This is a genomic window from Streptomyces yongxingensis, assembly GCF_055597465.1.
Genome location: NZ_CM145717.1, coordinates 5,105,687 through 5,131,697 on the forward strand (window position 1 = coordinate 5,105,687; position 26,011 = coordinate 5,131,697).

Genomic DNA, 26,011 nt, shown 5'->3' on the forward strand with positions numbered 1-26,011 from the left:
GGTCAGGCTCCCGCTGCGACGAGGACGGCGGCCACGGCCAGGACGAGGGAGCCCGCGAGCAGCGCGCCGAGGTAGGTCTGCACATTGCCGGTCTGGGCGCGCCGCACGGCCGCGCCGAGCAGGCGGGGCGCACCGCCCGCGCCGCGTACGTACGTCTCGACGACCTCACGGTCGAGGAAGCGGACGAGCCGGGCGGCGGCCCGCACGGGCCGGACGAACAGGGCGCTGTAGACGGCGTCGAGGTGGAAGCCGACGGCCGCGTGGCGGTGCAGCGGGCCCAGGAGCAGCCGCCCGGGGTCGGCGGGGTCGCTGGCGCCCGCGATGGAGCCGTAGGCCGCCTCGTGGGTGGCGATGGCCTCGGCCTCGGAGACGGCGTCGGCGGCCTCCGGATGGGCGGCCACCGCGCCGAGCGGGACCCGGCGGGCCCGCGCCGAGCTGTGCCGCCAGGCGCCGTACATGACGAGGGCGCCGCCGAGGGCCAGCCCGGTGCCGAGGACGGACGTGGTGAGGGTCGGGGTGAGGGACTCGCCGTCGAACCAGTCGGGCAGCGTGCCGTAGGCGAGACCGAGGGCGGCCGTGGGGAGGAACAGCACCCACAGGACGGCGTTCATGGCCACCGGCTGCTTGCCGTGGTCGGGGGCGCGCTCGCCCTGGCCGCGGAAGGCGAGCAGCCACAGCCGGGCCGCGTATCCGGCGGTCAGGAGCGCGGTGAGCAACCCGGCGAGGAACACGGTCCAGCCGACGCCCTCCGGGACGCCGGAGGTGTGACCGGTGGCGGCGTGCTCGGCGGCGCCGAGGACGGCTTCCTTGGAGAAGAAGCCCGCGAAGGGCGGGATGGCGGCGAGCGCGAGCAGCGCGACCGTCATCGTCCAGAAGGCGTCGGGGATGCGCTGGGCGAGGCCGCTCATCCGGGACATGGCGGCGAGGGAGTTGCTGCCGGCGGCGTGGATCACCACGCCCGCGCCGAGGAACAGCAGCGCCTTGAACGCGCCGTGGGTGATGAGGTGGAAGACGGCGGCGCCGCGGTCGTCGACGGCCAGCGCGCCCGTCATATAGCCGAGTTGGCCGACGGTCGAGTAGGCGAGGACGCGTTTGATGTCGTCCTGGGCCAGCGCGGCGAGCGCCGAGCCGACCATCGTCACGGCCGCCATGGCGGCCAGTACGGCGAGCGCGGCGGCCGAGGAGGCGAAGACGGGCAGCAGCCGGGCCACCACATAGACACCGGCGGCGACCATGGTGGCCGCGTGGATCAGCGCGGAGACCGGGGTGGGACCGGCCATCGCGTCCGGCAGCCAGGTATGCAGCGGGAACTGCGCGGACTTGCCCGCGACCCCGGCCAGCAGCAGCAGCGCGATCAGGGTGGGGTGGTCCAGCGGCGCCCCGGCGGTCTCGGAGGTGAGCCGGGTGTGGATCTCGCTGATGCGGAACGTGCCGGTGTCGCCCGCGAGCGCGAAGACGCCGATCAGGAACGGGACGTCGCCGAGCTTGGTGACCAGGAACGCCTTCAGAGACGCCGAGCGCGCGGCCGCGGTCTCCCAGTAGTGGCCGACCAGGAAGTACGAGCAGATGCCCATGATCTCCCAGCCGACGAGCAGCACGATCAGGTCGTCGGCGTAGACGACGAGGAGCATCGCGGCGGTGAAGAGGGAGACGAGCGCGGCGTAGGAGGGGTAACGGGGGTCGTCCCGCAGATAGCCGGTCGAGTAGATCTGCACACAGCAGGCGACGACGGCGACGAGGACCGCGACCAGGGCGGCGAAGCCGTCGATCTGGAGGGCCAGGTCGACCGGGACCGAGCCGGTGTCGGCGAGCCGGGTCGCGGCGGTGAGCGGGGCCGTGCCGCCGCCCGCTCCCCCGCCCTGCCGCACGGCGACGAGCACGGCGAGCCCGGCCGCGGCGAGGGTCGGCAGCACCGCGAGGGGGCGGACGAAACCGGGGGCGCGGCGCCCCAGCAGGAGCCCGGCGACGGCGCCGAGGAACGGCAGGAGGGGGACGAGAACGGCGGCGGTCGTGGTCGTCACGCGGTCTGCCTCCGGGCGCGTCGTGCCTGGTCGGCGTCGTTGTCAGTGGGGGCTGCCACGCTGTCGTCCATCGGGTCCTGGCCGGCCGACGGGGGGTCGGCCAGGTCCCGCAGCCGGTCGACGTCGGAGGTGCCGCGGTTGCGATACACGAGCAGGACGATGGCGAGGCCGATGCCGATCTCGGCGGCGGCGATGGCGATGGTGAAGAGGGTCAGCGCCTGGCCCGCGTGCAGGGTGTCGCGGAGCCAGACGTCGAAGGCGACGAGGTTGAGGTTGACGGCGTTGAGCATCAGCTCGACCGACATCAGCACCAGGATCGCGTTGCGGCGGGCGAGGACGCCGTACAGACCGGTGCAGAAGAGGAGGACGGCGAGCACGGCGGGGTAGGCGAGGTGCATCAGCGCTTCTCCTTGCCGTGGCCGGCGCGTGGGCCACTGTCGTGGCCGGTGCCGGGGCCGCTGCGGGGGTCGGCGCCAGGGACGCTGTCGGCGCCGCTCTTGCGGGAGAGGACGATCGCGCCCACGAGCGCGGCGAGGAGCAGCACGGACAGCGCCTCGAACGGCAGCACCCAGTGGCGGAAGAGGCTCTCACCGGAGACGGCGGTGGAGCCCTGCACGCCCTTGTCCAGCTCGATCCAGGTGGTCCGGAAGGCGTCCACGACCACCCACACCAGGACGCCCGCGGCGGTCACGGCCACGGCGAGCGCGGCGGGGCGGTTGCCCGAATCGGCGTCCGGGGAGCGGCCGATGGGCGCCTTGGTGAGCATGAGCCCGAAGAGGAGGAGGACGACGACGGAACCGACGTAGATCAGCACCTGCACCCAGGCGATGAACTCCGCCGTGAGCAGGAGGTACTCCACGGCGAGGCCGCCGAGCGCCACCACCAGCCACAGGGCGGCGTGCACCAGTTGTTTGGTGGTGACGGTGACGACGGCCGCGCCGAAGGTCGCGATGCCCACCAGCAGAAAGGCGATCTCGACTCCGGTCGGCGACAGGAACCCGTGGCCGGTGGCGGCCAAGTGGACCGCAGGGCTCACGAGGCGGCTCCGTTCCCGGTCCTGTTCCCGTTCCCGTTCCCGTCTCCGTCCCCGTTCCCGCCGGATCCGCGCTCGGCCTGGGCCTGCGCGGCCTCGGCGGCCCGCGCGGCCTCGGCGGCGGCGAGCTTGTCGGCGGTCTTACGGGCGGCGGCGATCTCCTTGGGCTCCTCGGCGCGCGGGTCGAGCGCGGGCGGCGCGGGCACCGTCCACATCCACTCGCGGAGCTTGTCCCGCTCATGGGTGAGATCGCGGATGTCCTCCTCCGCGTACTCGAACTCCGGCGACCAGAAGAGCGCGTCGAAAGGACACACCTCGATGCAGATACCGCAGTACATGCACAGCGCGAAGTCGATCGCGAACCGGTCCAGCACATTGCGGCTGCGCTCGCGCCCGCCCGGGGCGGCCGGGGGGACGGTCTCCTTGTGCGAGTCGATATAGATGCACCAGTCCGGGCATTCGCGGGCGCACAGCATGCAGACCGTGCAGTTCTCCTCGAACAGCCCGATCACCCCGCGGGTGCGGGGCGGCAGCTCGGGCTGCGCGTCCGGATACTGCGCGGTGTGCGACTTCCGGGTCATCGTGCGCAGGGTGACGGCCAGGCCCTTGGCCAGACCGGATCCGGGGATGCCCATCAGGAGATCACCACCTTGACGACGCCGGTGAGGGCGATCTGGGCCAGTGAGAGCGGAATGAGGCAGGTCCAGGCGAACCGCTGGAGCTGGTCCTCGCGCAACCGCGGATAGCTGACCCGCAGCCAGATCACGATGAAGGCGAGGACGGCCGTCTTCAGCAGGGTCCACAGCCAGCCGAGGCCGTCGGCGGACGGACCGTGCCAGCCCCCGAGGAAGAGGACGGTGGTCAGCCCGCACAGGACGACGATGCCCGCGTACTCGGCGAGCAGGAAGAGCGCGAACCGCAGGCCCGTGTACTCGGTGTACGCACCGAAGATGATCTCGGAGTCGGCGATCGGCGCGTCGAACGGCGGGCGCTGCAGCTCGGCGAGACCGGCGGTGAAGAACACCACCCCGCCGACGATCTGCCACGGCACCCACCACCACTCGAACGCGTCGAGGATGCCGGGCAGCGAGACCGTGCCCGCCGCCATCGCCACGGAGGCGGCGGTGAGCAGCATCGGCAGCTCGTACGCCATGAGCTGGGCGGCGGTACGCAGACCGCCGAGGAGGGAGAACTTGTTCGCCGAGGCCCAGCCCGCCATCAGCGAACCCAGCACCCCGACGCCCATCACGGCGAGCACGAAGAAGATGCCCGCGTCCAGGACCTGGCCGACCGCGCCCTCGGCGGGGCCGATCGGGATCGCGACGAGGACGAGGAGGTACGGCAGCAGGGCGACGGCGGGCGCGAGCTGGAAGATCCGCCGGTCGGCTCCGGCCGGTACGACGTCCTCCTTCTGCGCGAACTTCACCCCGTCCGCGACGAGCTGGGCCCATCCGTGGAAGCCGCCCGCGTACATCGGCCCGAGGCGGCCCTGCATATGGGCCATGACCTTGTGCTCGGTCTGCCCCACGACCAGGGGCAGCACGAGGAAGGCGAGCAGGAGGGCGAGCAGTCGCAGCGCGACGTCGAGGACGTCGTTCACGCGGTGCCTCCTGGCTGGTCGTCGGTGTCGTTGTCGTTGTCGGGGGTGGCGTCCGGGACGGCCGGGGTGTCGGGGGCGTCGGGTGTGTCGGGGGCGTCGGGGGCGTCGGGTGCAGGTGCGGGTTCGGGTTTCCCGCCGCGTCCGTCTCCGGCCGCCTCGGTCTCCGCTTCCGGTTCCGGCGCGTTCGGCTCACGCGGGGGCTCGGCGTCCTCGTCCCGCGCGGGGCGCGCGTGGTGCCAGGGGGCGTCGGACGAACGGCGCTGCGGCGCCGGGCGCCGCGGGGGAGCCGGGGCTTCGGGCGCCGACGGCTCGGCGGCCGCGTCCCGCCCACCGGCGGCCGCGTCCGTGGCCGAGGCTTCGGCCGCCGCCTCCGCACCCTCCGAACGCTGACTCGCCGAGCCCTCGCCCGCACTGCGCGCACGCCGCGCCGGGCGCTCGGCCGCAGAGGCCGGAGCCTTCCCCGCCGCCTCCGCCGGACGCTGACTCGCGGAACCTTGGCTCGCACTGCGGGAGCGCCGTGCTGGGCGCTCGGCCGCAGAGGCGGGAGTCTCCCCCGTCGTATCTGCCGCCTCCGCCGGACGCTGACTCGCCGAGCCCTCGCTGGCGCTGCGCGCACGCCGCGCCGGGCGCTCGGCCGCCGAGGCCGGAGCCTCCGTAGCCGCCTCCGCCGGACGCTGACTCGCCGAGCCCGCCGTCGCGCTGCGGGTGCGGCGGGCGGGGCGCTCACCCGCGGCGGCGCCCGCCGCGCGGGCGCCCCGCGCCGGGCGTGCCGGGGCAGGGGGCAACTGGCCCTTGAGCGGGCCCCACTCGTTGGGGTCGGGGACACCCGGCGGCAGCATCTGCCGCCGCTTGGGGCCGCCGTGTTCGGACTCCCCCGGCTCCTTCGCGCCCGGCCATGCCTTGACGACCCGGGCCGCCAGTACGAAGTCCTTGCGCAGCGGATGCCCCTCGAAGCCGTCGGGGAGCAGCAGCGGCGCGAGACCGGGGTGCCCGGGGAAGCCGATGCCGAACATCTCGTGGGTCTCGCGCTCGTGCCAGGCCGCCCCGGCGTAGACGCCGGTCGCGGTCGGCAGCGCGGCCGCCTCGTGCGGCACGGTGGTGCGCAGCAGCAGACCGCGCACCGCGGGCCCGGCCCCGGGCCCAGGGCCGGGTGTGGCCCCGCGGGTTCCCAGGGCGACGACGTACGCGGCCACCCGGAAGCCGGTGCCCGGCTCGTCGACCGCGCTCAGCCAGTCGAAGTAGGTACAGCCGAGGGTGTCGCGGGCCGTCTCCAGCGCCGCGATCCAGGAGTCGGCGGGGACGTCGACCGTCAGCAGGCCGTACGCCTGCTCCGCCGCGGCACCCTCGCCGAACAGCTCCGCGGCGGACCGCGGCAGCCAGCCCACAGGAGGCGCCACCTCGGCCGCGGGCTCGGCCTCGGGGACCTCCGCGCCTTCCGCCGCCCCGGTCGCCTCCACGGCCCCGGTCGGCCCCGGGGTCTCGTTCGGCTCGTTCGGCTCGTTGCGCTCGGTCATCGCGTGTCTTCCCGCCCCGGAGGCGTGACCAGTCCGCTGCGCAGCGCGGCCGCCGACGGGCGGCCCGCGGCCGTGGACGGGGTGCCGGGGCCGGAGTTCCCGTAGCGCTCGCCCAGCGACTCGCGCGCGATCTTCTCCTGGAGCTTGAGGATGCCCTGGAGCAGCGCCTCGGGCCGGGGCGGGCAGCCGGGGACGTAGACGTCGACGGGGATGATCTGGTCGACGCCCTTGGTCACGGCGTACGAGTCCCAGTAGGGGCCGCCGCAGTTCGAGCAGGCCCCGAAGGAGATCACGTACTTCGGCTCCGGCATCTGCTCGTACAGCCGCTTCACCGCGGGCGCCATCTTGTCCGTGACCGTGCCGGAGACGACCATCAGGTCGGCCTGGCGCGGTCCCGGCGCGAAGGGGATCACGCCGAGCCGGATGAAGTCGTGGCGGGCCATCGACGCCGCGATGAATTCGATCGCGCAGCAGGCGAGCCCGAAGTTGAAGACCCACAGGCTGTAGCGGCGGCCCCAGTTCAGGACCACCTTCATCGGCTCGGGGGCCAGCCGGGCCAGCGGGCCGAGACGGCGCGGCTCCGGCAGGTCCACCGGGGCGGGCGCGGGGACCGACGGCCCGGAGGCCGTCGTCGGCGTCGGCGTCGGGTTCGGTGTCACGTCCACTCCAGGACGCCCTTCTTCCATGCGTACAGCAGACCTACGGCGAGGAACCCGAGGAAGATGAACATCTCCACCAGTGTGGCGGCCCCGAAGCCGGGCGCCGCGAAGACCGTCGCCCACGGGAACAAGAAGATCGAGTCCACGGCGAAAATCACATACAGAAAAGCGTAGACGTAGTAGCGGACCTGGGTGTGGGCCCAGCCCTCGCCCACGGGGTCCACTCCGCACTCGTAGGTCAGCAGCTTCTCGGGCGTGGGCACGACGGGCCGCAGCAGCCGTCCGGCCCCGAAGGCCACGGCGACGAAGATCACGCCGATCGCCGCCAGCAGTCCGACCACCGCATAGCCGTGGAAGTAGTCGGCCGCGAGCTGGACGCTGGTGGCGCTGGTGGTGCGTACGGTCGTCGCCTCCGGCACGTCCGCCCCTCGCTCCCTGGTCTCGTGGTCCTTGTCCGCTCCTCGTCGACCTCGCGTGTTCGACGATCCGTACGGACGGGAAGTCTAGGCCCTGCCGCCGCCCGGCCGGGCGGCCCGTCCGCCATGCGGTGGGGGTAGCCCCATGGCGGAGCCCCCGCAGGGCCGGGCAGTCTTGCTGTCATGACCTCCAGTTCCCCCGTCGACGGGCCCGTCGACGGCCCCGACGGCGGCGGCTACGGCGGCGGCCGCGGCCGCGCCGACGAGCGGCTGCCGCGCCCGCCCGCGTTCGCCTTTCCCACGCAGACCTGGAAGGAGATCGCGCATCTCCTGGCCAATCTGCTGGTGGGCATCGTGTGCTTCGTCTTCACCCTGGTCTGGCTGGCCGTCGGCCTGGGGCTGTCCGTCACGGTGGTGGGCCTGCCCCTGCTGGCCGTGGGGCTGCGGTTCAGCCGGCTGCTCGGCCGGTTCGAGCGCAACCGCGCCAGGGCGCTGCTCTCGGTGCACATCGACGAGCCCAGCCCCCTGCCGTACCAGCCGGACAGCAGCTTCCTCGGCAGGCTGTGGACGAGCCTGCGGGACCCGGTCGGCTGGCGGGCCACGCTGTACGCCCTGATCCGGCTGCCGTGGTCGGTGGTCACCTTCGCGCTCACCCTGACCTCGCTGTTCGCGGCCTGGCCGGTGCTGCCGTGGATCGCCCGGGGGCTGACGCATGTGGACCGGGCGATGGTGCGCGGGCTGCTGTTCCCCTCCGACGAGCTGGAGCGGCGGATCGCCGAGCTGGAGTCGGACCGGGGCACCGTGGTGGACACCGCCGCCGCCGACCTGCGCCGGATCGAGCGCGACCTCCACGACGGCGCCCAGGCCCGGCTGGTCGCCCTCGCGATGGGGCTCGGTCTGGCGAAGGAGAAGCTGGAGGAGGACCCGGAGGCCGCCGCCAAGATGGTCGACGAGGCCCACGGCGAGGTGAAGCTCGCCCTCCAGGAGCTGCGCGACCTCGCCCGCGGCATCCACCCCGCCATCCTCACCGACCGCGGCCTCGGCCCCGCCCTCTCCGCCCTCGCCGCCCGCTGCACCGTCCCCGTGAAGGTGGCGGTCGAACTGCCCGAACGCCCGGCACCGGCGATCGAGGGCATCGCCTACTTCACCGTCTCCGAGCTGCTCCAGAACATCAGCAAGCACAGCGGCGCCCGCACCGCCGAGGTCGAGCTGTGGCGCACCGAGGACCGGCTGCTGCTCCAGGTGCGGGACGACGGGCGCGGCGGGGCGTCCACCGACAGGGGCTCGGGGCTCGCGGGCCTGGCGGAGCGGCTGGGCTCGGTGGACGGGCTGTTCGCGGTGGACTCGCCGTCCGGTGGGCCGACCACCGTGACCGCCGAGCTGCCCTGGCGCCACCGGACCGGGTCGGCGGCGGGCGCGGCGGTGGCACGGTCCGGGCGAAGGGCCTGAGATCGGCCCCGGCGAAGAGCCTGAGAACGGTCCGGCGAAGAGCCTGAGAGCCGGCCCCGACCTGACACCTGGCACTGACCCTGGCCCTGGCCCTGGCAGCGACCTGCCCCCCACCTGGCACCGGACCCCACCCCCGGCGGTCCTGGCACCTGACCTCACCCCTCGAGGTAGGGCTAACCCCCCGGTGAAGAGGCCGATCCGCCCGATGGCCGGGCCGACCCCGCTCCGGGACCCTTGGGGAAACGCAGACGAGCGACCGACCAGGCCCCGGAGGACGGACGAGACGATGGCCACCGCATACCGCCCCTACGAACCGGGGACCGAGCCCCGTGGCCATCTGGTGCCCTCAGTGCTGAAGGCGCCGTTCCAGGGCCGCGTGTGGCGTGAGTTCCTCTACGTCCTGATCAGCCTGCCGATGGCCATCCTCACCTTCGTCTACACGGTCACGATGATCGCGCTCGGCGCCGGGCTGCTGATCACCTTCCTCGGCGTCCCGGTGCTCGGCGCCGCCCTCGCGGGCTGCCGGGCGCTCGGCGTCGTCGAGCGGGCCCGCGCCCGGGCGCTGCTGGGGCTGGAGGTGGCCGAGCCCGAGCCCGTCCTCGGCCGGAGGGGCGGCCGCGGGGGCAGGCGCGGACCGGTCGCCTGGGTGGGCGCGCTGCTCAGGAGCGGCACCTCCTGGCGGCATGTGATCTACGCGCTGATCCATCTGCCGTGGGCGGTGTTCTCCTTCGGCTTCGCGGTGGCGTTCACCTTCTACGGCTGGGGCTTCGCGACCTATCCGCTGTGGCGCTGGGTCTTCCCCCGGTATCTGGACGAGCCGGGCCTGGAGCTCTTCGGGGACGACGACCGCGGACGCCACTTCTATCTGGACACCCCCTTCGAGACCACCGTGGCCTGCGTCGTCGGCGTGCTGGTCCTGCTGCTGACCCCGTGGGTGCTGCGTGCGCTGACCTCGGTCGACCGGGTCATGGTGACCGGGCTGCTGGGCCCGTCCCGGCTGGCGAGCCGGGTCTGGGAGCTGGAGTCGGACCGGGGCACCGTGGTGGACACCGCCGCCGCCGACCTGCGCCGGATCGAGCGCGACCTCCACGACGGCGCCCAGGCCCGGCTGGTCGCCCTCGCCATGGATCTGGGTCTGGCGAAGGAGAAGCTGGAGGAGGACCCGGAGGCCGCCGCCAAGATGGTCGACGAGGCCCACGGCGAGGTGAAGCTCGCCCTCCAGGAGCTGCGCGACCTCGCCCGCGGCATCCACCCCGCCATCCTCACCGACCGCGGCCTCGGCCCCGCCCTCTCCGCCCTCGCCGCACGCTGCACCGTCCCGGTGAAGGCGACCGTGGACCTTCCGCAGCGGCCCGCGCCCGCGATCGAGGGCATCGCCTACTTCACCGTCTCCGAGCTGCTGCAGAACATCAGCAAGCACAGCGGCGCCCGCACCGCCGAGGTCGACGTCTGGCGTACCGAGGACCGGGTGATGCTCCAGATCACGGACGACGGGCGGGGCGGGGCCGGCACCTCCACCGGTTCGGGTCTCGCCGGGCTGGCCGAGCGGATCGACGCGGTGGACGGGATCCTGGTCGTCCACTCCCCGGCGGGCGGCCCGACCACGGTGACCGCCGAGCTCCCCTGGCGCTGACGGCGCACGCCACTGGGGGCCCACGGCGCACGCCCCTCCACTTGTACGCGGCCCGTACGCGGCCGGTTCTGCGCGACGCGAGCGGCCGAACCCTGGGATGCTGGTCCCCGACGAACCGAGTGAAACGGGGGCCGAGCATCGTGGCGGACAGAGTACGGGTGGTCATCGCCGAGGATTCGGTGCTGCTGCGGGAGGGGCTGACCCGGCTGCTGACCGACCGGGGCCATGACGTGGTCGCGGGCGTCGGGGACGCGGAGGCGCTGATCAAGTCGGTGCGGGAGCTGGCCGACGAGGGCGCGCCACCGGATGTGGTGGTGGCCGACGTCCGGATGCCGCCCACGCACACCGACGAGGGGGTCCGGGCGGCCGTCCGGCTGCGCCGTGACCACCCGGGTCTCGCGGTGCTGGTCCTGTCGCAGTACGTGGAGGAGCAGTACGCCACCGAGCTGCTGGCCGGGAACAGCAGGGGCGTCGGCTATCTGCTCAAGGACCGGGTGGCCGAGGTGCGCGAGTTCGTGGACGCGGTGGTGCGGGTCGCCCAGGGCGGCACCGCGCTCGATCCGGAGGTGGTCGCCCAGTTGCTGGGCCGCAGCCGCAAGCAGGATGTGCTGGCCGGGCTCACCCCGAGGGAGCGGGAGGTCCTGGGGCTGATGGCCGAGGGCCGTACCAATTCGGCCATCGCCCGGCAGCTCGTGGTGAGCGACGGCGCGGTCGAGAAGCATGTGAGCAACATCTTCCTGAAGCTCGGCCTGTCGCCGAGTGACGGAGATCACCGTCGGGTGCTCGCCGTTCTCACCTATCTCAATTCCTGAAACTCTCCATTCCTGAAAGCAGGCTCCCGCGCACCAAAGCGGGGCCAAAGGCTGAACGGGGGATCAGCGGAAATGCCAGCACGGAGGGAGGGGCACGTCATGGCAAACCAGGACATATATGGTTCTTCTTTCGGCGTCCACCATGTGATCCAGCCAAGGAAGGCCACCCTTACCGACGTACGATGGTCATGGGACAACCGGTCGGCACCGACTGTCCAGGAGCGCCGCCTCAAGGGAGGTCCGAAGCAGTGACCAGCCAGGTCAGTAGCCCGGCCGAGCAGGCCGAACCAGCCGATCAGCAGGGCGGGCAGACGCCCGCCGGGGGGCAGCGAGCAGCAGACGGCGGCAAGGAGGTCCGCCGTCTGGACCGGGTGATCATCCGGTTCGCGGGGGACTCCGGTGACGGTATGCAGCTCACGGGTGACCGGTTCACCTCGGAGACGGCGTCGTTCGGAAACGACCTGTCGACCCTGCCCAACTTCCCGGCGGAGATCCGCGCCCCCGCCGGCACGCTGCCCGGAGTGTCGAGCTTCCAGCTCCACTTCGCCGATCACGACATCCTCACACCAGGTGACGCGCCGAACGTGCTGGTGGCGATGAACCCGGCCGCACTGAAGGCCAACCTCCCCGATGTGCCGCGCGGGGCGGAAATCATCGTCAACACCGACGAGTTCACCAAGCGCCCCATGGCCAAGGTCGGCTATGACCAAAGCCCCCTGGAGGACGGCTCGCTGGACGGATACCGCGTCCACCCGGTGCCGCTCACCACGCTGACCATCGAGGCGCTGAAGGAATTCGGGCTGTCCCGCAAGGAGGCCGAGCGCAGCAAGAACATGTTCGCGCTCGGGCTGCTGTCGTGGATGTACCACCGGCCGACGGAGAACACCGAGAAGTTCCTGCGGCAGAAGTTCGCCAAGAAGCCGCAGATCGCCGAGGCGAACGTGGCCGCCTTCCGGGCGGGCTGGAACTTCGGCGAGACCACCGAGGACTTCGCCGTCTCCTACGAGGTCGCCCCGGCCACCACCGCGTTCCCCACCGGCACCTACCGGAACATCTCCGGAAACCTGGCGCTGTCGTACGGGCTGATCGCGGCCTCCCGCCAGGCGGATCTGCCGCTGTTCCTGGGGTCGTACCCGATCACCCCGGCCTCGGACATCCTGCACGAGCTGTCCAAGCACAAGAACTTCGGCGTGCGCAGCTTCCAGGCCGAGGACGAGATCGCCGGTATCGGCGCCGCGCTGGGCGCGGCCTTCGGCGGCTCCCTCGCCGTGACCACCACCTCCGGCCCCGGTGTGGCGCTGAAGTCGGAGACCATCGGGCTCGCGGTGTCGCTGGAGCTGCCGCTGCTGGTGATCGACATCCAGCGCGGCGGCCCCTCCACCGGGCTGCCCACCAAGACCGAGCAGGCGGATCTGCTCCAGGCCATGTACGGGCGCAACGGCGAGGCCCCGGTGCCGATCGTGGCCCCGAAGACCCCGGCCGACTGCTTCGACGCCGCGCTCGACGCCGCCCGGATCGCCCTGACCTACCGCACCCCGGTGTTCCTGCTGTCGGACGGCTATCTGGCCAACGGCTCGGAGCCGTGGCGGGTGCCGGACGTCGGCGAGCTGCCCGACCTGCGCGTCCAGTTCGCGGCCGGCCCCAACCACGTACTGGCCGACGGCACCGAGGTCTTCTGGCCGTACAAGCGCGACCCGGAGACCCTGGCCCGCCCCTGGGCCGTGCCCGGCACGCCCGGTCTGGAGCACCGGATCGGCGGCATCGAGAAGCAGGACGGCACGGGGAACATCTCCTACGACCCGGCCAACCACGATCACATGGTCCGCATCCGCCAGGCCAAGGTGGACGGCATCGTGGTGCCGGACATCGAGGTCGACGACCCGACCGGCGACGCCCGCACCCTGGTCCTGGGGTGGGGGTCCACGTACGGCCCGATCACTGCGGCGGTGCGCCGCGTCCGCACCGCGGGCGACCGGATCGCCCAGGCCCATCTGCGCCATCTCAACCCCTTCCCGGCCAACCTCGGCAAGGTGCTGGAGGGTTACGAGAAGGTCGTGGTGCCGGAGATGAACCTGGGTCAGCTCGCGACGCTGCTGCGCGCCCGCTATCTGGTCGACACCCGCTCCTTCACCCAGGTCCGCGGACTGCCCTTCAAGGCCGAACAGCTCGCCACCGCCCTCAAGGAGGCCATCGATGACTGACACCATCGCCGAGGGCGCGGCATCGGCTCGGCACGCGCTCTCCCTGGTGCCCAAGAGCGACACCAAGCAGACGATGAAGGACTTCAAGTCCGACCAGGAGGTCCGCTGGTGCCCCGGCTGCGGTGACTACGCGATCCTCGCCGCCGTCCAGGGCTTCATGCCCGAACTGGGCCTGGCGAAGGAGAACATCGTCTTCGTCTCCGGCATCGGCTGCTCCTCACGCTTCCCGTACTACATGAACACCTACGGGATGCACTCCATCCACGGCCGCGCCCCGGCCATCGCCACCGGCCTGGCCGCCTCCCGCCGCGATCTGTCGGTGTGGGTCGTCACCGGTGACGGCGACGCGCTGTCGATCGGCGGCAACCACCTGATCCACGCGCTGCGCCGCAATGTGAACCTGAAGATCCTGCTCTTCAACAACCGCATCTACGGCCTGACCAAGGGTCAGTACAGCCCCACCTCCGAGGTCGGCAAGATCACCAAGTCGACCCCGATGGGCTCCCTGGACGCGCCGTTCAACCCGCTGTCGCTCGCGCTCGGCGCCGAGGCGGGCTTCGTGGCCCGCACCGTGGACTCCGACCGCAAGCACCTGACCGAGGTGCTGCGGCAGGCGGCGGCCCACCCGGGCACCGCGCTGGTGGAGATCTACCAGAACTGCAACATCTTCAACGACGGCGCCTTCGAGGCCCTGAAGGACAAGGACCAGGCCGAGGAGGCCGTGATCCGGCTGGAGCACGGGCAGCCGATCCGCTTCGGCGCCGACCGGTCCAAGGGCGTCATCCGCAACCAGGGCACCGGCGACCTCGAAGTGGTCACCGTCACCGCCGAGAACGAGCACCAGGTGCTGGTGCACGACGCCCACGCGGCCTCGCCCACCACGGCCTTCGCGCTGACCCGGCTCGCCGACGCCGACACCCTCCACCACACCCCCATCGGGGTGCTGCGCGATGTGGAGCGCCCGGTCTACGACACTCAGATGTCCGACCAGCTCGACAACGCCGTGGAGCTGAAGGGCAAGGGCGACCTCGGCACGCTGCTCGCGGGCGGCGACACCTGGACCGTCGTAGGCTGACCCCGTACGGCGCGCCCACCGGGCGCGTTCGTACATATGGGCACAGGCGGGTGCCCGGCCGGAGCGTCTGACCGCGCCCCGGCCGGGCACCCGCTCTCCTATGCCCATGGCCGACACCGCCGCCCCGCTCCAGCCGCCCGACCGCCCCGGCTACCGCCTCAAGCGGCTGCTGCTCGGCCCGCCCCTGGTCACCGAGCGGATCCGGCGCGAGAAGCTGAGCAACCGGGCCGCGCTGGGCGTGCTGGCCTCCGACTGCATCTCCTCGACGGCGTACGGCAGCGAGGAGATGCTGCGGGTGCTGGTGCCGGTCATCGGGGTCGCGGCGTTCACCCTGATCCTCCCGGTGACCGGGGCGATCCTGCTGGTGCTGCTGGTGGTCACGCTCTGCTACAGCGATGTGGTGATGATCTACACCCGGGCGGGCGGCTCGTATGTGGTGGCGCGGGAGAGCTTCGGCCCGGACATCGCCCAGATCGCGTCCGTGGCGCTGTTGGTGGACTACATCGTCACCGTCGCGGTCCAGGTCTCGGCGGGCACCAACGCGATCATCTCGTTCGCCCATCTCGTCGGCGGCAGGTGGACCGGTATCGACCATCTCCAACTGCCCCTCAGCGCCCTGGTGATCCTGATCCTCGCCTACGGGAACCTGCGCGGGCTGCGGGAGGCCGGGCGGGTCTTCATGGTGCCCGCCTACCTGTTCATCGTCGCCGTCGGCCTGATGCTGGTGGTCGGCGTGATCCGCGGGCTCACCGGGACGCTTCCGCACGCCGATGTGCACGCCGCGGGCGCCGTGGAGCTCGGCACTCCGGGCAGCGGCTGGCTCTACGGCGCCTCGCTCTTCATCGTGCTGCGCTCGTTCGCCAACGGCGGCTCCTCGCTGACCGGTCTGGAGGCGATCTCCAACAGCGTCTCGGTCTTCCGCGACCCCAAGGGCCGCAACGCCCGCCGCACACTGATCACGATGAGCTGCGTCCTGGGCACGCTGGTCCTCGGAGTCTCCGCCCTGGCCCACTTCACCCACGCCATCCCGTACCGGGACGGCACCCCGACCGTCCTCGCGCAGGAGGCCCATCTGGTCTTCGGCGGCGGGGTGCTGGGCGCCCTGGGGCTGGCGTTCGTCCAACTGGCGACCGCGCTCATCCTCTACACGGGCGCCAACACGCCCTTCACCGGCTTTCCGTTCCTGGCCAGCTTCGTGGCCGAGGACCGCTTTCTGCCCCGGCAGCTCACCCGGCGCGGCCACCGGCTGGCCTTCTCCAACGGGATCGTGTCGCTGGCCGTGGTGGCGCTGGCGCTGCTGGTGGTCACCGAGGCCAATGTGGACCGGCTGGTGGCGCTGTACGCGATCGGGGTGTTCACCGCCTTCACCATGGCCGGGTCCGGGATGACGGCCTATCACCTGCGGCGCCGGGAGCCGGGGCGGACGTGGAAGGTCGCGGTGAACCTCATCACCGCGGTGGTCTCCGCGGCCGTGGTGCTGATCTTCGGGATCACCAAGTTCACCGAGGGCGCCTGGCTGGTCGTGGTGGTCTTCCCGCTGGGTGTCTGGGCACTGATCCGGATCAACCGCGAGTACCGCGCGGAGGCGGCCGCCCTGGAGGCGGTGGAGCGCCCCGGCGACGACGTCCCGCGCTGGCGGCGCCATGTGGTCTTCGTCCTGGCGGACAGCATCGACCTCGCGACGGTCAAGGCGCTGCGGTACGCGCATGAGCTGCGGCCCGACGAGGTCCGCGCGGTGCACTTCATGGTGGACGAGACCCATGCCCGGCGGCTGATGGCGCGGTGGGAGGCCACGGCGGGGGTGACGGTGCCGCTGGAGGTCGTGGAGTGCCCGGACCGGCGGCTGCGCCACGCGGTGATGGAGCTGGCGGCCCGTACCACCGAGGACGGGCGGACCGCGCTGACCCTGCTGGTGCCGCGCCGCACCTACGCCTCCCCACTGGGCAAGCTGCTGCACCGGGGCACGGCGGAGTCGCTGGCCAAGGCGCTGGAGCGGCTGCCGGGCGTCGCGGTGACCATCCTGCCATTCGCCGTCGGCCTCGCGGCACGGGAGCGGGAGCCCGGGGAGCGGGAGCCCGGGGAGCGGGGGCCTGGAGAGCGGGGGCCTGGGGAGCGGGGGCCTGGAGAGCGGGGGCCTCGTGAGCGGCCCGGCCCCGAATGAACACACTTACTTAACCGGAAGTACCTTTCTTTTGGTTAGCGCTTCCCTTAAGGTGGGTGTGCCGATACCGAACCAGGAGAGTCACGCATATGAGCATCGTCGTCACCGGAGCCACCGGCCACCTCGGCCGCCTCGTCGTCGAGGGGCTGCTGGAGAAGGTTCCCGCCGACCAGATCACCGCGGTCGTGCGCGACACCGCGAAGGCCGCCGACCTCGCCGATCGCGGGGTGCGGCTGCATGTGGCCGACTACAACCGGCCCGAGACGCTCGCCGGCGCCTTCGCCGCCGGCGACAAGGTGCTGCTGATCTCCGGCAGCGAGGTCGGGCAGCGGGTGCCGCAGCACCAGGCCGTGATCGACGCCGCCAAGGAGGCCGGAGTCGCACTGCTCGCCTACACCAGCATCCTGGGCGGCCCCGCCGCCGACTTCTCCCTGGCCGATGAGCACAAGGTCACCGAGCAGGCGATCCTCGACTCCGGTCTGCCGTACGTGCTGCTGCGCAACGGCTGGTACAACGAGAACTACACCGAGAACCTCTCCACCGTCCTGGAGCACGGCGCCGTCGTGGGCGCCGCGGGCGAGGGCCGGGTCGCCTCCGCCGCGCGCGCCGACTACGCGGCGGCCGCCGTCGCCGTCCTGACCGGTGAGGGCCACGAGGGCAAGGCGTACGAGCTGTCCGGCGACACCGCCTGGGGCTTCGCCGAGTACGCCGAGGTGGTCGCCCGGCAGTCCGGCAAGGAGATCGTCTACGGCGCCGTCTCCCCCGCCGAGTACCAGTCCATCCTCACCGGCGCGGGCGTCCCCGAACCGTTCGCCGTGATCCTCTCCGATGTCGAGGCGGCCATCGGGCGCGGCCGGCTGGACGCCACCCCGGGCGAGCTGTCCCGGCTCATCGGCCGTCCGACCACCCCCATCGCGGACTCGGTGGCGGCCGCGCTGAAGGGCTGACCCGCCCCGTACGCACCACGGCCCGCCTGTCATCACCGTATTCCGATACGGGAATGACAGGCGGGCCTCACCAGCGCTACCTTCGGACCCTCGGAACGGGCCCGCCGGGGGGCTCGTCATGCCGTCGGGGAGGGTGCCGTGACGCCGCAGAACCAGCAGGACCGCGTCGATCGCGCCGGTCTCCTCTACGGCTTCGCGGCGTACGGCATCTGGGGTCTGGTGCCGCTCTTCTGGCCGCTGCTGGAGCCCGCCGGGGCGATGGAGATCCTCGCCCACCGGATGGTGTGGTCGCTGGCGGCCGTCGGTCTGGTGCTGCTGGTGCTGCGCCGCTGGAGCTGGATACGGCCGCTGCTGCGGCAGCCCCGGCGGCTGGGCATGATCGCGCTCGCCGCGACCGTGATCTCGGTCAACTGGGGCCTTTACATCTGGGGCGTCAACAGCGGGCATGTGGTGGAGACCGCGCTCGGATACTTCATCAACCCGCTGGTCAGCATCGCCTTCGGGGTGCTGCTGCTGCGTGAGCGGCTGCGGCCCGCGCAGTGGGCGGCGGTCGGCGTCGGGGTGGTGGCCGTGGCCGTGCTGACGGTGGGCTACGGCAAGCTGCCGTGGATCGCGCTCACCCTCGCCTTCAGCTTCGCGACGTACGGCCTGGCCAAGAAGCGGGTCGGGCTTGACGGGCTGGAGTCGCTGGCCGCCGAGACCGCCGTGCAGTTCCTGCCCGCGCTCGGCTTCCTGATCTGGCTCGGGGCGCACGGCGGAGCCACGTTCGCGAGCGAGGGCGCCGGGCACGCCGCGCTGCTGGCGAGCTGCGGCTTCGTCACGGCGCTGCCGCTGATCTGCTTCGGGGCCTCGGCGGTGCGGCTGCCGCTGTCGACGATCGGGATGCTCCAGTACGTGGCGCCGACCTTCCAGTTCATCCTCGGGCTCGCCGTCTTCCACGAGTCGATGCCACCCGAACGGTGGGCGGGCTTCGCCCTCGTCTGGCTCGCGCTCGCGCTGCTGACCTGGGACGCGCTGCGCACCGCCCGGCGGGCGCGGCGGGCGCTGGCCGACGCCGCCGCGCGGGCGGCGGTGCTGTCGGCGACAGTGGAGGCCGATGTGGTTCCGGACGCCGCGGTGTCCGATACCCGGCCGGGCCCGATATCCGGCGGCTGATGTCCGGTTTCCGCCCTTGACGCGGAGTCAGCCACGCCCGGAGCATCAGCACGTTCACCGCTCCATCGCCCCCACGGGCACGTGCACCACACAGCGTCACGTCATTCCGTCCTGTCCTCGTTCGGAACCGGAGCCCCCCATGTCCTCATGCGCGCAAGCCCGCCCCCGAAGATCCCTGATACGGCGTGCGGCCGTCATGGCCGCCGCCGGTACGGCGGTCGCCGCCCTGGTCTCGGCCGCCCCCGCCACCTCCGCCGCCGCATCGGCCCGGCACACGGCGGACGCCCGTACCGCCCTCGCGGCGCCCGACATCTCCGTGGCCAATGTGAAGGCCCATCTGGCGCAGCTTCAGTCCATCGCCACGGCCAACGGCGGCAACCGCGCCCATGGCCGACCCGGCTACAAGGCGTCGCTCGACTACATCAAGGGCAAGCTGGACGCCGCCGGATACACCACCACCGTGCAGCAGTTCACCTCCGGCGGGGCCACCGGCTACAACCTCGTCGCCGACTGGCCCGGCGGCGACACCAACAACGTGGTGTTCTCCGGCGCCCACCTCGACTCCGTCACCGCGGGCCCCGGGATCAACGACAACGGCTCGGGCTCCGCCGGAATCCTGGAGACCGCGCTCACCGTGGCCCGCCAGGGCGCGAAGCCCACCAAGCATCTGCGGTTCGCCTGGTGGGGCGCCGAGGAGCGGGGAATGGTCGGCTCCACCTACTACATCAACAACCTGCCGTCAGCCGAACGGGCGAAGATCGACGGCTATCTCAACTTCGACATGATCGGCTCGCCCAACCCCGGCTACTTCGTCTATGACGACGACCCCGGGATCGAGTCGGTCTTCAAGGCGTTCTTCTCCGCCAAGGGCGTGCCCACCGAGATCGAGACCGAGGGCGACGGCCGCTCCGACCACGCGCCGTTCAAGAACAAGGGCATCCCGGTGGGCGGTCTCTTCAGCGGCGCCGACTACATCAAGACCGCGGCCCAGGCCCAGAAGTGGGGCGGCACCTCCGGTCAGGCGTTCGACCGCTGCTACCACCGCTCCTGCGACACCTCGAGCAACATCGACGACACCGCCCTGGACCGCAACAGCGACGCCATCGCGTACGCGGTCTGGACGCTCGGCGGCGCCTGATCCCGGATGACGTGCCGTGTTCGGCTCCGCCGGCTCGGGCCGCTCAGGTCTCTCGGCCGCTCAGGTCTCTCGGGCCGCTCAGGCCGTGATGTCCTTCGCGGTGAACCGGGCCCAGGCCGCCGAGCCGAACACGGCCACGTACAGCCCCTGCAGCCCCAGGTTCTTGACCAGCTCGTCCCAGTAGACCGGCTCGCGGAGGAGATCGGCGAAGCTGAGCCAGTAGTGCGGGAAGAGGTACGGGTGGATCGCGTGCAACTGCGGGATGGTGTCGAGGATCTGCGCGGTGATCACCAACCCCACGGTCGTGGCCATGGCCGCGATCCCGCTGTTGGTGAGGGTGGAGATGAACAGCCCCACCGAGGCGATCCCCACCAGCGACAGGGCCACCAGGGCGGCCACGCCGAGCGCCCTGAGCAGCGCCTCGTCGAACGAGACGGTGATGCCCGAGATCAGCGTGACATCGCCGAGCGGGAACAGCAGCGCCCCCGTCACCAGGCTTGAGAGGGCCACGACCAGGGTCGCGATCAGGCAGAAGGCCATGGTGGTGGTGAATTTGGCCAGCAGCAGACGGGTCCGCCCGGCGGGGGCGACCAGCAGATAGCGCAGCGTCCCGGAGCCCGCCTCCCCGGCGATGGCGTCACCGGCGATCACGCCGATCACCATCGGCAGGAAGACCGGCAGCGTCGCCGCCAGTGACGCGAAGACCAGGAAGATCCCGTTGTTGGTGATCTGCGGGAAGAAGGCGGGGCCCTGCCCCTCTCCCCCACGGCCGCCGCCGAAGCCGCCGCCGTCACTCGTCTCGATCTTCACCGCGACGCCGATGAGGATCGGGATCAGCGCGAGCACCCCGAGCAGGGCCAGGGTCCGCCAGCGGCGGAGGGTGGTGGTCAGCTCGGAACGGAAGAGCGCCAGGGCCCACAGGGGGCTCGGGCGGGGCGGGTTCGCGGCCCTCTCCGCCAGTGCGCCGGGGTCGGCCACCCTCGGTTCCTCAGCCCGCGACATCGAAGCCCTCCCCGGTCAGCGCGACAAAGGCGTCCTCGAGCGAGGCGCGTTCGGCCCCGAAGGCCCGGACCCGCACCCCGGCGCGTACGAGGGCGGCGTTGAGATCGGCCAGTTCCAGCGGTGCGTCGTCCACGCCGGGGCCGGGCACCGGCAGCTCGCCGGAGACCCGCTCGTCCAGGACCACCAGGTCCGTCACCCCGTGCTCCTTGAGGACCCGGACCGCGTCCACCGGGTCCGGGGTGGTGACGGCCAGCCGGCCGCGACTGCCCGCCGCCAGCTCGGCCACCGTGCCCTGGGCGATCAGACGGCCCTGGGCCATCACGGCGGCGTGTGTGCACACCTGTTCGATCTCGTCGAGGAGATGGGAGGAGAGGAAGACGGTGGTGCCCTCGTCGGCCAGCTCGCGCACCAGGGCGCGGATCTCGCGCATGCCCTGCGGATCGAGGCCGTTGGTCGGCTCGTCCAGCACCAGCAGCTCACGCGGCTGGAGCAGCGCGGCGGCCAGGCCCAGGCGCTGCTTCATGCCGAGCGAGTACGCGCGGGCCTTCTTCCCCGCCGCGGCGGCCAGCCCGACCCGGTCCAGGGCGGCCGTCACGCGGGTGGCCCGGGTGCGGGGGTCGGCGGTGGGGTCGGCCGCGTCGTAGCGGAGCAGATTGTCGCGGCCGGTCAGAAAGGGGTACAGGGCGGGGCCCTCGATGAGGGCACCCACCCTGGGCAGCACGCTCCGGGCGGCGCGCGGCATCGGCTCGCCGAGCAGCCTGGCTCTGCCCGAGGTGGGCTCGATCAGGCCCATGAGCATGCGGATGGTCGTCGTCTTCCCCGAGCCATTGGGCCCGAGGAAGCCGAAGACACTGCCCCGCGGCACGGACAGATCGAGTGCGTCGACCGCGAGCTGTCCGCCCCGGTAGCGCTTGGTGAGCCCGCGGGTCTCCACCGCGGCGTCGTCCCCCTCGGTGGACCGCTGCTCCACGGGCTCCCCTTCGTTCCGTGTCGTATCCGCGCCCTGCGTCGTCCGTCACCGCGCCTTATGCGCCCAGTGGGTTCACTTGGCCGCGTTGGCGGCCTTGACCAGGGCGTCCTTGTCGACCGCGCCGACGAACACCTTGCCATCGTCGGTGAGCAGCGCGTTCACCAGCCGGGTGCTGACCACGGTGCCGGAGCCGAACTTCCCCTTGACCTCCTTGCCGAAGCCGCCGAGGAGGCCGGAGGCCGCACCCGGGCCGCTGTCGCCGCCGGGTGCCGTGGGCGCCGCGGCGCCGCCGGGGGTGTCGAGCCGGGCGACCGAGTCCCAGCCGTCGCCGAGGACCTTCAGCCCGGACAGGGCGCCCTGGGCGTCCTTGAAGTCCTTGGTGCCGAAGCCCTTCGGGACGTCCTTCCGGTCGGCCTTGGGCTCCTCGGTGACCTTGGCGCCCTTGGGCGGGTGGAAGTCGAAGGTGCCGGCCTTGGGCTTACCGAAGTCCACCTTGGTGAAGCCCACGTCGATGATCGCCTTGCCGCCGCTCTTCGGGGAGAGCGTGAACTTCAGCGGGACACCGTTGTCCGCGTCCACCGCGATACGGACGGATCCGATCGTGGAGTCGCTGTTCTGCTTGGGCTTGATCAGCAGGTCGTAGGCGTCCCGCCCGGCGACCCGGGAGGTGCCGTCGACGGTCACATCGGTGGTGTCGTCCACGGAGGAGAGCACCGTCTTGACGATCTCCTGGGGCGTGGCGTCCCGCAGGTCCTTCGGCATGTCCTGCCGGTGGTCGCCCTTGGCCTTCGCGTCCTTCGGGGCGGTGGCGTGATAGGCGGAGTCGCTCCCGCTGTCGTACGCCCAGATCTCGTCGCCGTTGTGAATCATGCTGTACTCGGCGGCGTTCTCGACGATCGACACCCGCTGCTTGTCGGGGCCGTCGGTGGCCACCCGCAGGGTGTGGGAGCCGGAGATCAGCTCCATCAGCTTGGACTCGGGCGCGGCGGACGCGTCGCCGCCCTGCGCCCCGCCGAGGTCGGCGAGGGAGCCGCCGCCGGGGAGCGAGGGGATGCCCAGATCGGTGGTGATCTTCACCGAACCGGACATCTGCTGGGCGTCCGATGCCGCCATCTTGCTGATGAGCTCTTGCGCCGAGATCTTCGGCAGATTGGGGTCGCCGGTGCTGGCGAGCGCCGGGACCAGTCCTATGGTCGCCGCCGCGATGCCCGCGACGGCGACCGGAGCGGCGTACCGGGCGGCCTTCTTCCCTCGTGATGGGCGCTCTTCGTCCCAGAAGCCGTCGTCGGCGACCTGTGTCGGTCGGATCCGTGCCATGTGTGCTCTACCTCCGTCGTCGGCGGCGGTTCGTCAGCTTGCACTCGTCCACCTCTCGGGCCATTGTCACCCGATCCCGCCATGTGGTGGTCTTTTCATCCCACCAAATCGTTCGACGTGGCGCGTCAGCCCGCAGGATCACCTCGGCGTAATGCTCGGGTATGACATCGCTCCACCGGGAGTCAGGGGCGGTCTCCCCGGGGTCAGGGGCCGATCGGGGTGGAACAGGCGCCGGGCGGGGGTCACCCGGCCCGGTGGACCACCGCGTCGCACAGCCCCTCGAGAGCCGCCTTCGCCGGGCCCTCGGGCAGCGGCGCCAGCATCGAACGGGCCTCCGCCGCATAGCGGACCGTGACCCGGCGGGCCCGCTCCAGCGCCGGATGGGCGCGCAGCCGCCGCAGCACCTCGGCATGGCGCGCGTCATCGGTGAGATCGCCCGCGAGCAGCTCGCACAGCTCGCGGTCGTCGGCCGAACCGGTCGCCTCCGCCTGCTCCCGCACATAGAGCACGGGCAGGGTGGCCACGCCCTCGCGCAGATCGGTGCCGGGGGTCTTGCCGGACTCATGGCTGTCGCTGGCGATGTCCAGTACGTCGTCGGCGAGCTGGAAGGCCATGCCGAGCCGCTCGCCGTACTGGGTGAGGATGCTGATGATGCTCTCGTCGGCGCCCGCCATCATCGCGCCGAACCGGCCGGAGACGGCGATCAGCGAGCCCGTCTTACCGGCCAGCACATCCAGGTAGTGCTCGACCGGGTCACGGCCGTCGCGGGGGCCCGCCGTCTCCAGGATCTGGCCGGTGACCAACCGCTCGAACGCCTCGGCCTGGATCCGCACCGCCTCGGGGCCGAGGTCGGCCAGGATGTGCGAGGCCCGGGCGAAGAGGAAGTCGCCGGTGAGGACCGCCACCGAGTTGCCCCAGCGGGCGTTGGCGCTGGAGACGCCGCGCCGCACCTCCGCCTCGTCCATCACATCGTCGTGGTACAGCGTCGCCAGATGGGTGAGTTCGACGACCACCGCCGAGGGCACCACTCCCGGCGCGTGGGGGTCACCGAACTGCGCGGCCAGCAGCACCAGCAGGGGCCGGAACCGCTTCCCGCCGGCCCGCACCAGATGCTGGGCGGCCTCCGTGATGAAGGGCACGTCGCTTTTGGTGGCCTCCAGCAGGCCCTCTTCGACCGCCGTCAGCCCGGCCTGGGTGTCGGCTTCCAGAGTCCGGTCCCGCACGCTCAGCCCCAAGGGCCCGACGAAGCTCACGGGGTACTCCTGTCTGCCTACGAATGACGCGAATGTCGATGTGTCGCTGCCTCCACCAACAGGCAGCGTATCCGGTCGGGTATGGATCACTGTTGGCGCCTTCCCGCCTTGTGCGCCTCTCACCGTTCTCTCCCGAACCGACCGCTTCACATCGCAGTACCGCGATCGCAGCAGATCATTCATGCCCCGGACCTCTCCCGTCCGCCCGGCCGGACCCCTCCCGTCCGCCCGGCCGGACCGCCGGACGGTCCGCCGAACCGGCCCTCCCCGTCGAGCCGATCCGCGTGCTCGGCGATCAGCACCGCCGCCTCCTCGTCGGACTTCCCCGCACTCGCCGCGCCTTAGGGTGTGCTGCGTCCCACAGTGACAAGGAGAAGGCGAGGCAGCCCCGATGCCGCAGCGATCCCCGCTGGACCTGCCAGAAGGCGACCCCTTCGGCCCGCACAACCTCCCCTATGGCGTCTTCACCGCGCCACACGCTCCTCATCTGCGGAAAATCGGGGTGCGCTACGGAAACCATGTGCTCGATGTGGGCGCCGCCGCGGCCGCCACCGCCTCTCCGCACGCCGAGCCGCTGGGCGCCGACACCCTCAACCCGCTGATGGCCGCGGGCCGCCCGGTCTGGCAGGCCGTGCGCGCCGAGGTGCTCGACTGGCTCACCGACCCGGCACACCGCTCGACCATCGAGCCCCTGATGCATCCCCTCCCCACCGTGGCGCTCCACCTCCCCTTCGAGGTGGCCGACTACGCCGACTTCTATGCGAGCGAGCACCACGCCACCAACACGGGCAGGATCTTCCGCCCCGACGGCGAGGCGCTCACCCCCAACTGGAAGCACATGCCGATCGGCTACCACGGCCGGGCCGGCACCATCCTCGTCTCGGGCACGCCCATCGTCCGCCCGCAGGGCCAGCATCTGCCCCCGGCCGATACCTCCGCACCACACGCTTCCTCCCCCACTCCGGTCTTCGGCCCCTCCCTGCGCCTCGACTTCGAAGCGGAGGTGGCCTTCGTCGTCGGCGCCCCTTCCACTGTGAATACACCGGTGCCGCTCTCCGGGTTCCACGACCACGTCTTCGGCGTCTGTCTGCTCAACGACTGGTCCGCGCGCGACATCCAGGCATGGGAGTACCGCCCGCTCGGCCCCTTCCTCGGCAAGTCCTTCGCCACCTCGCTCGCCGCCTGGGTCACCCCGCTGGACGCCCTCACCGCGGCCCGTACCAGCCCGCCCGCCCGCGACGTCCCGCCCCTCCCCTACCTGGACGACAGCGCCGCCGAGCCCGGCGGGCTCGATCTGCGCCTGGAGGTCGCCCTCAACGGCCACACGATCTCCCGCCCGCCCTTCTCCGCCATGTACTGGACCGCGGCCCAGCAGCTCGCCCACCTGACGGTGAACGGCGCCTCGCTGCGCACCGGCGACCTCTTCGCCTCCGGCACGGTCAGCGGTCCGCGCCCGGACGAGCTCGGCTGTCTCCTCGAACTCACCTGGGGCGGCCGCGACCCCCTGCGGCTCCCCGACGGCGCCCGCACCTTCCTGGAGGACGGCGACGAGGTGACCGTCACGGCCTGGGCGCCGGGCCCGCAGGGGACCCGTATCGGCCTGGGCGAGGTGACCGGCCAGGTCGTCCCGGCCACGCCCTGACGCGGCTGCTAAT

The 26,011-nt window shown here is 72.0% G+C and carries 22 protein-coding genes; 10 read left to right on the forward strand and 12 right to left on the reverse strand.

The genetic code is table 11. The features are described 5' to 3' along the window. Positions 1 to 2 precede the first annotated feature (2 nt). The 8 genes from ACZ6TD_RS21740 to ACZ6TD_RS21775 are packed head-to-tail and all read right to left on the reverse strand — an operon-like array spanning position 3 to position 7,246. On the reverse strand, positions 3 to 2,021 hold the full coding sequence (locus tag ACZ6TD_RS21740) for an NADH-quinone oxidoreductase subunit 5 family protein (protein ID WP_471356450.1): 2,019 nt from the start codon (positions 2,019 to 2,021) through the stop codon (positions 3 to 5). Beyond that, the gene (gene nuoK / locus ACZ6TD_RS21745) at positions 2,018 to 2,419 is read right to left on the reverse strand and encodes an NADH-quinone oxidoreductase subunit NuoK (RefSeq protein WP_471356452.1); all 402 of its coding nucleotides are present in this window, start codon (positions 2,417 to 2,419) and stop codon (positions 2,018 to 2,020) included. The genes ACZ6TD_RS21740 and nuoK overlap by 4 nt, the downstream gene beginning before the upstream one ends. Beyond that, positions 2,419 to 3,057, reverse strand: coding sequence for an NADH-quinone oxidoreductase subunit J family protein (locus ACZ6TD_RS21750; RefSeq protein ID WP_471356454.1), 639 nt, complete (start codon positions 3,055 to 3,057; stop codon positions 2,419 to 2,421). The genes nuoK and ACZ6TD_RS21750 overlap by 1 nt, the downstream gene beginning before the upstream one ends. After that, a complete protein-coding gene (locus tag ACZ6TD_RS21755; protein WP_471356457.1) occupies positions 3,054 to 3,689 on the reverse strand; it encodes a NuoI/complex I 23 kDa subunit family protein in 636 nt (211 codons plus the stop codon). Before ACZ6TD_RS21755 ends, ACZ6TD_RS21750 begins: the two co-directional genes overlap by 4 nt. Then, complete coding sequence (locus tag ACZ6TD_RS21760; protein WP_471356459.1) at positions 3,689 to 4,654, reverse strand: complex I subunit 1/NuoH family protein; 966 nt, start codon at positions 4,652 to 4,654, stop codon at positions 3,689 to 3,691. Before ACZ6TD_RS21760 ends, ACZ6TD_RS21755 begins: the two co-directional genes overlap by 1 nt. Beyond that, positions 4,651 to 6,168 carry an NADH-quinone oxidoreductase subunit C gene (locus ACZ6TD_RS21765; protein WP_471356462.1) on the reverse strand — a complete coding sequence of 506 codons (1,518 nt, stop codon included), beginning with the start codon at positions 6,166 to 6,168 and terminating at the stop codon, positions 4,651 to 4,653. Before ACZ6TD_RS21765 ends, ACZ6TD_RS21760 begins: the two co-directional genes overlap by 4 nt. Next, positions 6,165 to 6,833, reverse strand: a complete 669-nt coding sequence (locus ACZ6TD_RS21770) for an NADH-quinone oxidoreductase subunit B (RefSeq protein ID WP_471356464.1) — start codon at positions 6,831 to 6,833, stop codon at positions 6,165 to 6,167. The genes ACZ6TD_RS21765 and ACZ6TD_RS21770 overlap by 4 nt, the downstream gene beginning before the upstream one ends. Next, positions 6,824 to 7,246 carry an NADH-quinone oxidoreductase subunit A gene (locus ACZ6TD_RS21775; protein WP_471356467.1) on the reverse strand — a complete coding sequence of 141 codons (423 nt, stop codon included), beginning with the start codon at positions 7,244 to 7,246 and terminating at the stop codon, positions 6,824 to 6,826. Before ACZ6TD_RS21775 ends, ACZ6TD_RS21770 begins: the two co-directional genes overlap by 10 nt. A gap of 180 nt (positions 7,247 to 7,426) precedes the next feature. Between ACZ6TD_RS21775 and ACZ6TD_RS21780 the strand changes: the two genes are divergently transcribed. From ACZ6TD_RS21780 to ACZ6TD_RS21820, 9 genes are all read left to right on the forward strand, one after another. Continuing rightward, a complete protein-coding gene (locus ACZ6TD_RS21780; protein ID WP_471356470.1) occupies positions 7,427 to 8,692 on the forward strand; it encodes a sensor histidine kinase in 1,266 nt (421 codons plus the stop codon). Positions 8,693 to 8,978: 286 nt separating this feature from the next. Further along, complete coding sequence (locus ACZ6TD_RS21785; RefSeq protein WP_471356473.1) at positions 8,979 to 10,325, forward strand: sensor histidine kinase; 1,347 nt, start codon at positions 8,979 to 8,981, stop codon at positions 10,323 to 10,325. A 140-nt stretch (positions 10,326 to 10,465) separates the two neighbouring features. After that, on the forward strand, positions 10,466 to 11,137 hold the full coding sequence (locus ACZ6TD_RS21790; protein ID WP_137979036.1) for a response regulator transcription factor: 672 nt from the start codon (positions 10,466 to 10,468) through the stop codon (positions 11,135 to 11,137). Positions 11,138 to 11,385: 248 nt separating this feature from the next. Continuing rightward, entirely contained in the window at positions 11,386 to 13,338 is a 1,953-nt protein-coding gene (locus tag ACZ6TD_RS21795; protein WP_471356476.1) for a 2-oxoacid:acceptor oxidoreductase subunit alpha, read from the forward strand. Next, the gene (locus ACZ6TD_RS21800) at positions 13,331 to 14,413 is read left to right on the forward strand and encodes a 2-oxoacid:ferredoxin oxidoreductase subunit beta (protein ID WP_471356480.1); all 1,083 of its coding nucleotides are present in this window, start codon (positions 13,331 to 13,333) and stop codon (positions 14,411 to 14,413) included. Before ACZ6TD_RS21795 ends, ACZ6TD_RS21800 begins: the two co-directional genes overlap by 8 nt. Before the next feature lie 106 nt (positions 14,414 to 14,519). Continuing rightward, positions 14,520 to 16,574 (forward strand): amino acid permease, encoded by a 2,055-nt coding sequence (locus tag ACZ6TD_RS21805; RefSeq protein WP_471356483.1) that lies wholly within the window; start codon positions 14,520 to 14,522, stop codon positions 16,572 to 16,574. A gap of 89 nt (positions 16,575 to 16,663) precedes the next feature. Then, entirely contained in the window at positions 16,664 to 17,521 is an 858-nt protein-coding gene (locus tag ACZ6TD_RS21810) for an SDR family oxidoreductase (RefSeq protein ID WP_471356486.1), read from the forward strand. A 138-nt stretch (positions 17,522 to 17,659) separates the two neighbouring features. Continuing rightward, complete coding sequence (rarD, locus tag ACZ6TD_RS21815) at positions 17,660 to 18,676, forward strand: EamA family transporter RarD (protein ID WP_471356488.1); 1,017 nt, start codon at positions 17,660 to 17,662, stop codon at positions 18,674 to 18,676. 196 nt (positions 18,677 to 18,872) lie between these two features. Beyond that, positions 18,873 to 19,814 (forward strand): M28 family metallopeptidase, encoded by a 942-nt coding sequence (locus ACZ6TD_RS21820; RefSeq protein WP_471356491.1) that lies wholly within the window; start codon positions 18,873 to 18,875, stop codon positions 19,812 to 19,814. 78 nt (positions 19,815 to 19,892) lie between these two features. Here ACZ6TD_RS21820 and ACZ6TD_RS21825 read toward each other — a convergent pair whose 3' ends face one another. The 4 genes from ACZ6TD_RS21825 to ACZ6TD_RS21840 form a co-directional block, all read right to left on the reverse strand. After that, on the reverse strand, positions 19,893 to 20,816 hold the full coding sequence (locus ACZ6TD_RS21825) for an ABC transporter permease (protein WP_471356493.1): 924 nt from the start codon (positions 20,814 to 20,816) through the stop codon (positions 19,893 to 19,895). After that, the gene (locus tag ACZ6TD_RS21830; RefSeq protein WP_471356495.1) at positions 20,803 to 21,786 is read right to left on the reverse strand and encodes an ABC transporter ATP-binding protein; all 984 of its coding nucleotides are present in this window, start codon (positions 21,784 to 21,786) and stop codon (positions 20,803 to 20,805) included. Before ACZ6TD_RS21830 ends, ACZ6TD_RS21825 begins: the two co-directional genes overlap by 14 nt. A gap of 72 nt (positions 21,787 to 21,858) precedes the next feature. After that, complete coding sequence (locus ACZ6TD_RS21835) at positions 21,859 to 23,103, reverse strand: LolA family protein (RefSeq protein ID WP_471356498.1); 1,245 nt, start codon at positions 23,101 to 23,103, stop codon at positions 21,859 to 21,861. 242 nt (positions 23,104 to 23,345) lie between these two features. Beyond that, complete coding sequence (locus ACZ6TD_RS21840) at positions 23,346 to 24,356, reverse strand: polyprenyl synthetase family protein (protein WP_471356500.1); 1,011 nt, start codon at positions 24,354 to 24,356, stop codon at positions 23,346 to 23,348. Positions 24,357 to 24,747: 391 nt separating this feature from the next. Here ACZ6TD_RS21840 and fahA point away from each other — a divergent pair, with 391 nt between their 5' ends. Then, complete coding sequence (gene fahA, locus ACZ6TD_RS21845) at positions 24,748 to 25,998, forward strand: fumarylacetoacetase (RefSeq protein ID WP_471356503.1); 1,251 nt, start codon at positions 24,748 to 24,750, stop codon at positions 25,996 to 25,998. Positions 25,999 to 26,011 lie beyond the last annotated feature (13 nt).

What these genes read in the sequence shown, in the direction of transcription:
- nuoK (WP_471356452.1), bottom strand. Translation starts at nt 2,419, where the DNA reads ATGCACCTCGCCTACCCCGCCGTGCTCGCCGTCCTCCTCTTCTGCACC.
- ACZ6TD_RS21755 (WP_471356457.1), bottom strand. Translation starts at nt 3,689, where the DNA reads ATGGGCATCCCCGGATCCGGTCTGGCCAAGGGCCTGGCCGTCACCCTG.
- ACZ6TD_RS21765 (WP_471356462.1), bottom strand. Translation starts at nt 6,168, where the DNA reads ATGACCGAGCGCAACGAGCCGAACGAGCCGAACGAGACCCCGGGGCCG.
- ACZ6TD_RS21780 (WP_471356470.1), top strand. Translation starts at nt 7,427, where the DNA reads ATGACCTCCAGTTCCCCCGTCGACGGGCCCGTCGACGGCCCCGACGGC.
- ACZ6TD_RS21785 (WP_471356473.1), top strand. Translation starts at nt 8,979, where the DNA reads ATGGCCACCGCATACCGCCCCTACGAACCGGGGACCGAGCCCCGTGGC.
- ACZ6TD_RS21800 (WP_471356480.1), top strand. Translation starts at nt 13,331, where the DNA reads ATGACTGACACCATCGCCGAGGGCGCGGCATCGGCTCGGCACGCGCTC.
- ACZ6TD_RS21805 (WP_471356483.1), top strand. Translation starts at nt 14,520, where the DNA reads ATGGCCGACACCGCCGCCCCGCTCCAGCCGCCCGACCGCCCCGGCTAC.
- ACZ6TD_RS21810 (WP_471356486.1), top strand. Translation starts at nt 16,664, where the DNA reads ATGAGCATCGTCGTCACCGGAGCCACCGGCCACCTCGGCCGCCTCGTC.
- ACZ6TD_RS21820 (WP_471356491.1), top strand. Translation starts at nt 18,873, where the DNA reads ATGGCCGCCGCCGGTACGGCGGTCGCCGCCCTGGTCTCGGCCGCCCCC.
- ACZ6TD_RS21825 (WP_471356493.1), bottom strand. Translation starts at nt 20,816, where the DNA reads ATGTCGCGGGCTGAGGAACCGAGGGTGGCCGACCCCGGCGCACTGGCG.
- ACZ6TD_RS21835 (WP_471356498.1), bottom strand. Translation starts at nt 23,103, where the DNA reads ATGGCACGGATCCGACCGACACAGGTCGCCGACGACGGCTTCTGGGAC.
- fahA (WP_471356503.1), top strand. Translation starts at nt 24,748, where the DNA reads ATGCCGCAGCGATCCCCGCTGGACCTGCCAGAAGGCGACCCCTTCGGC.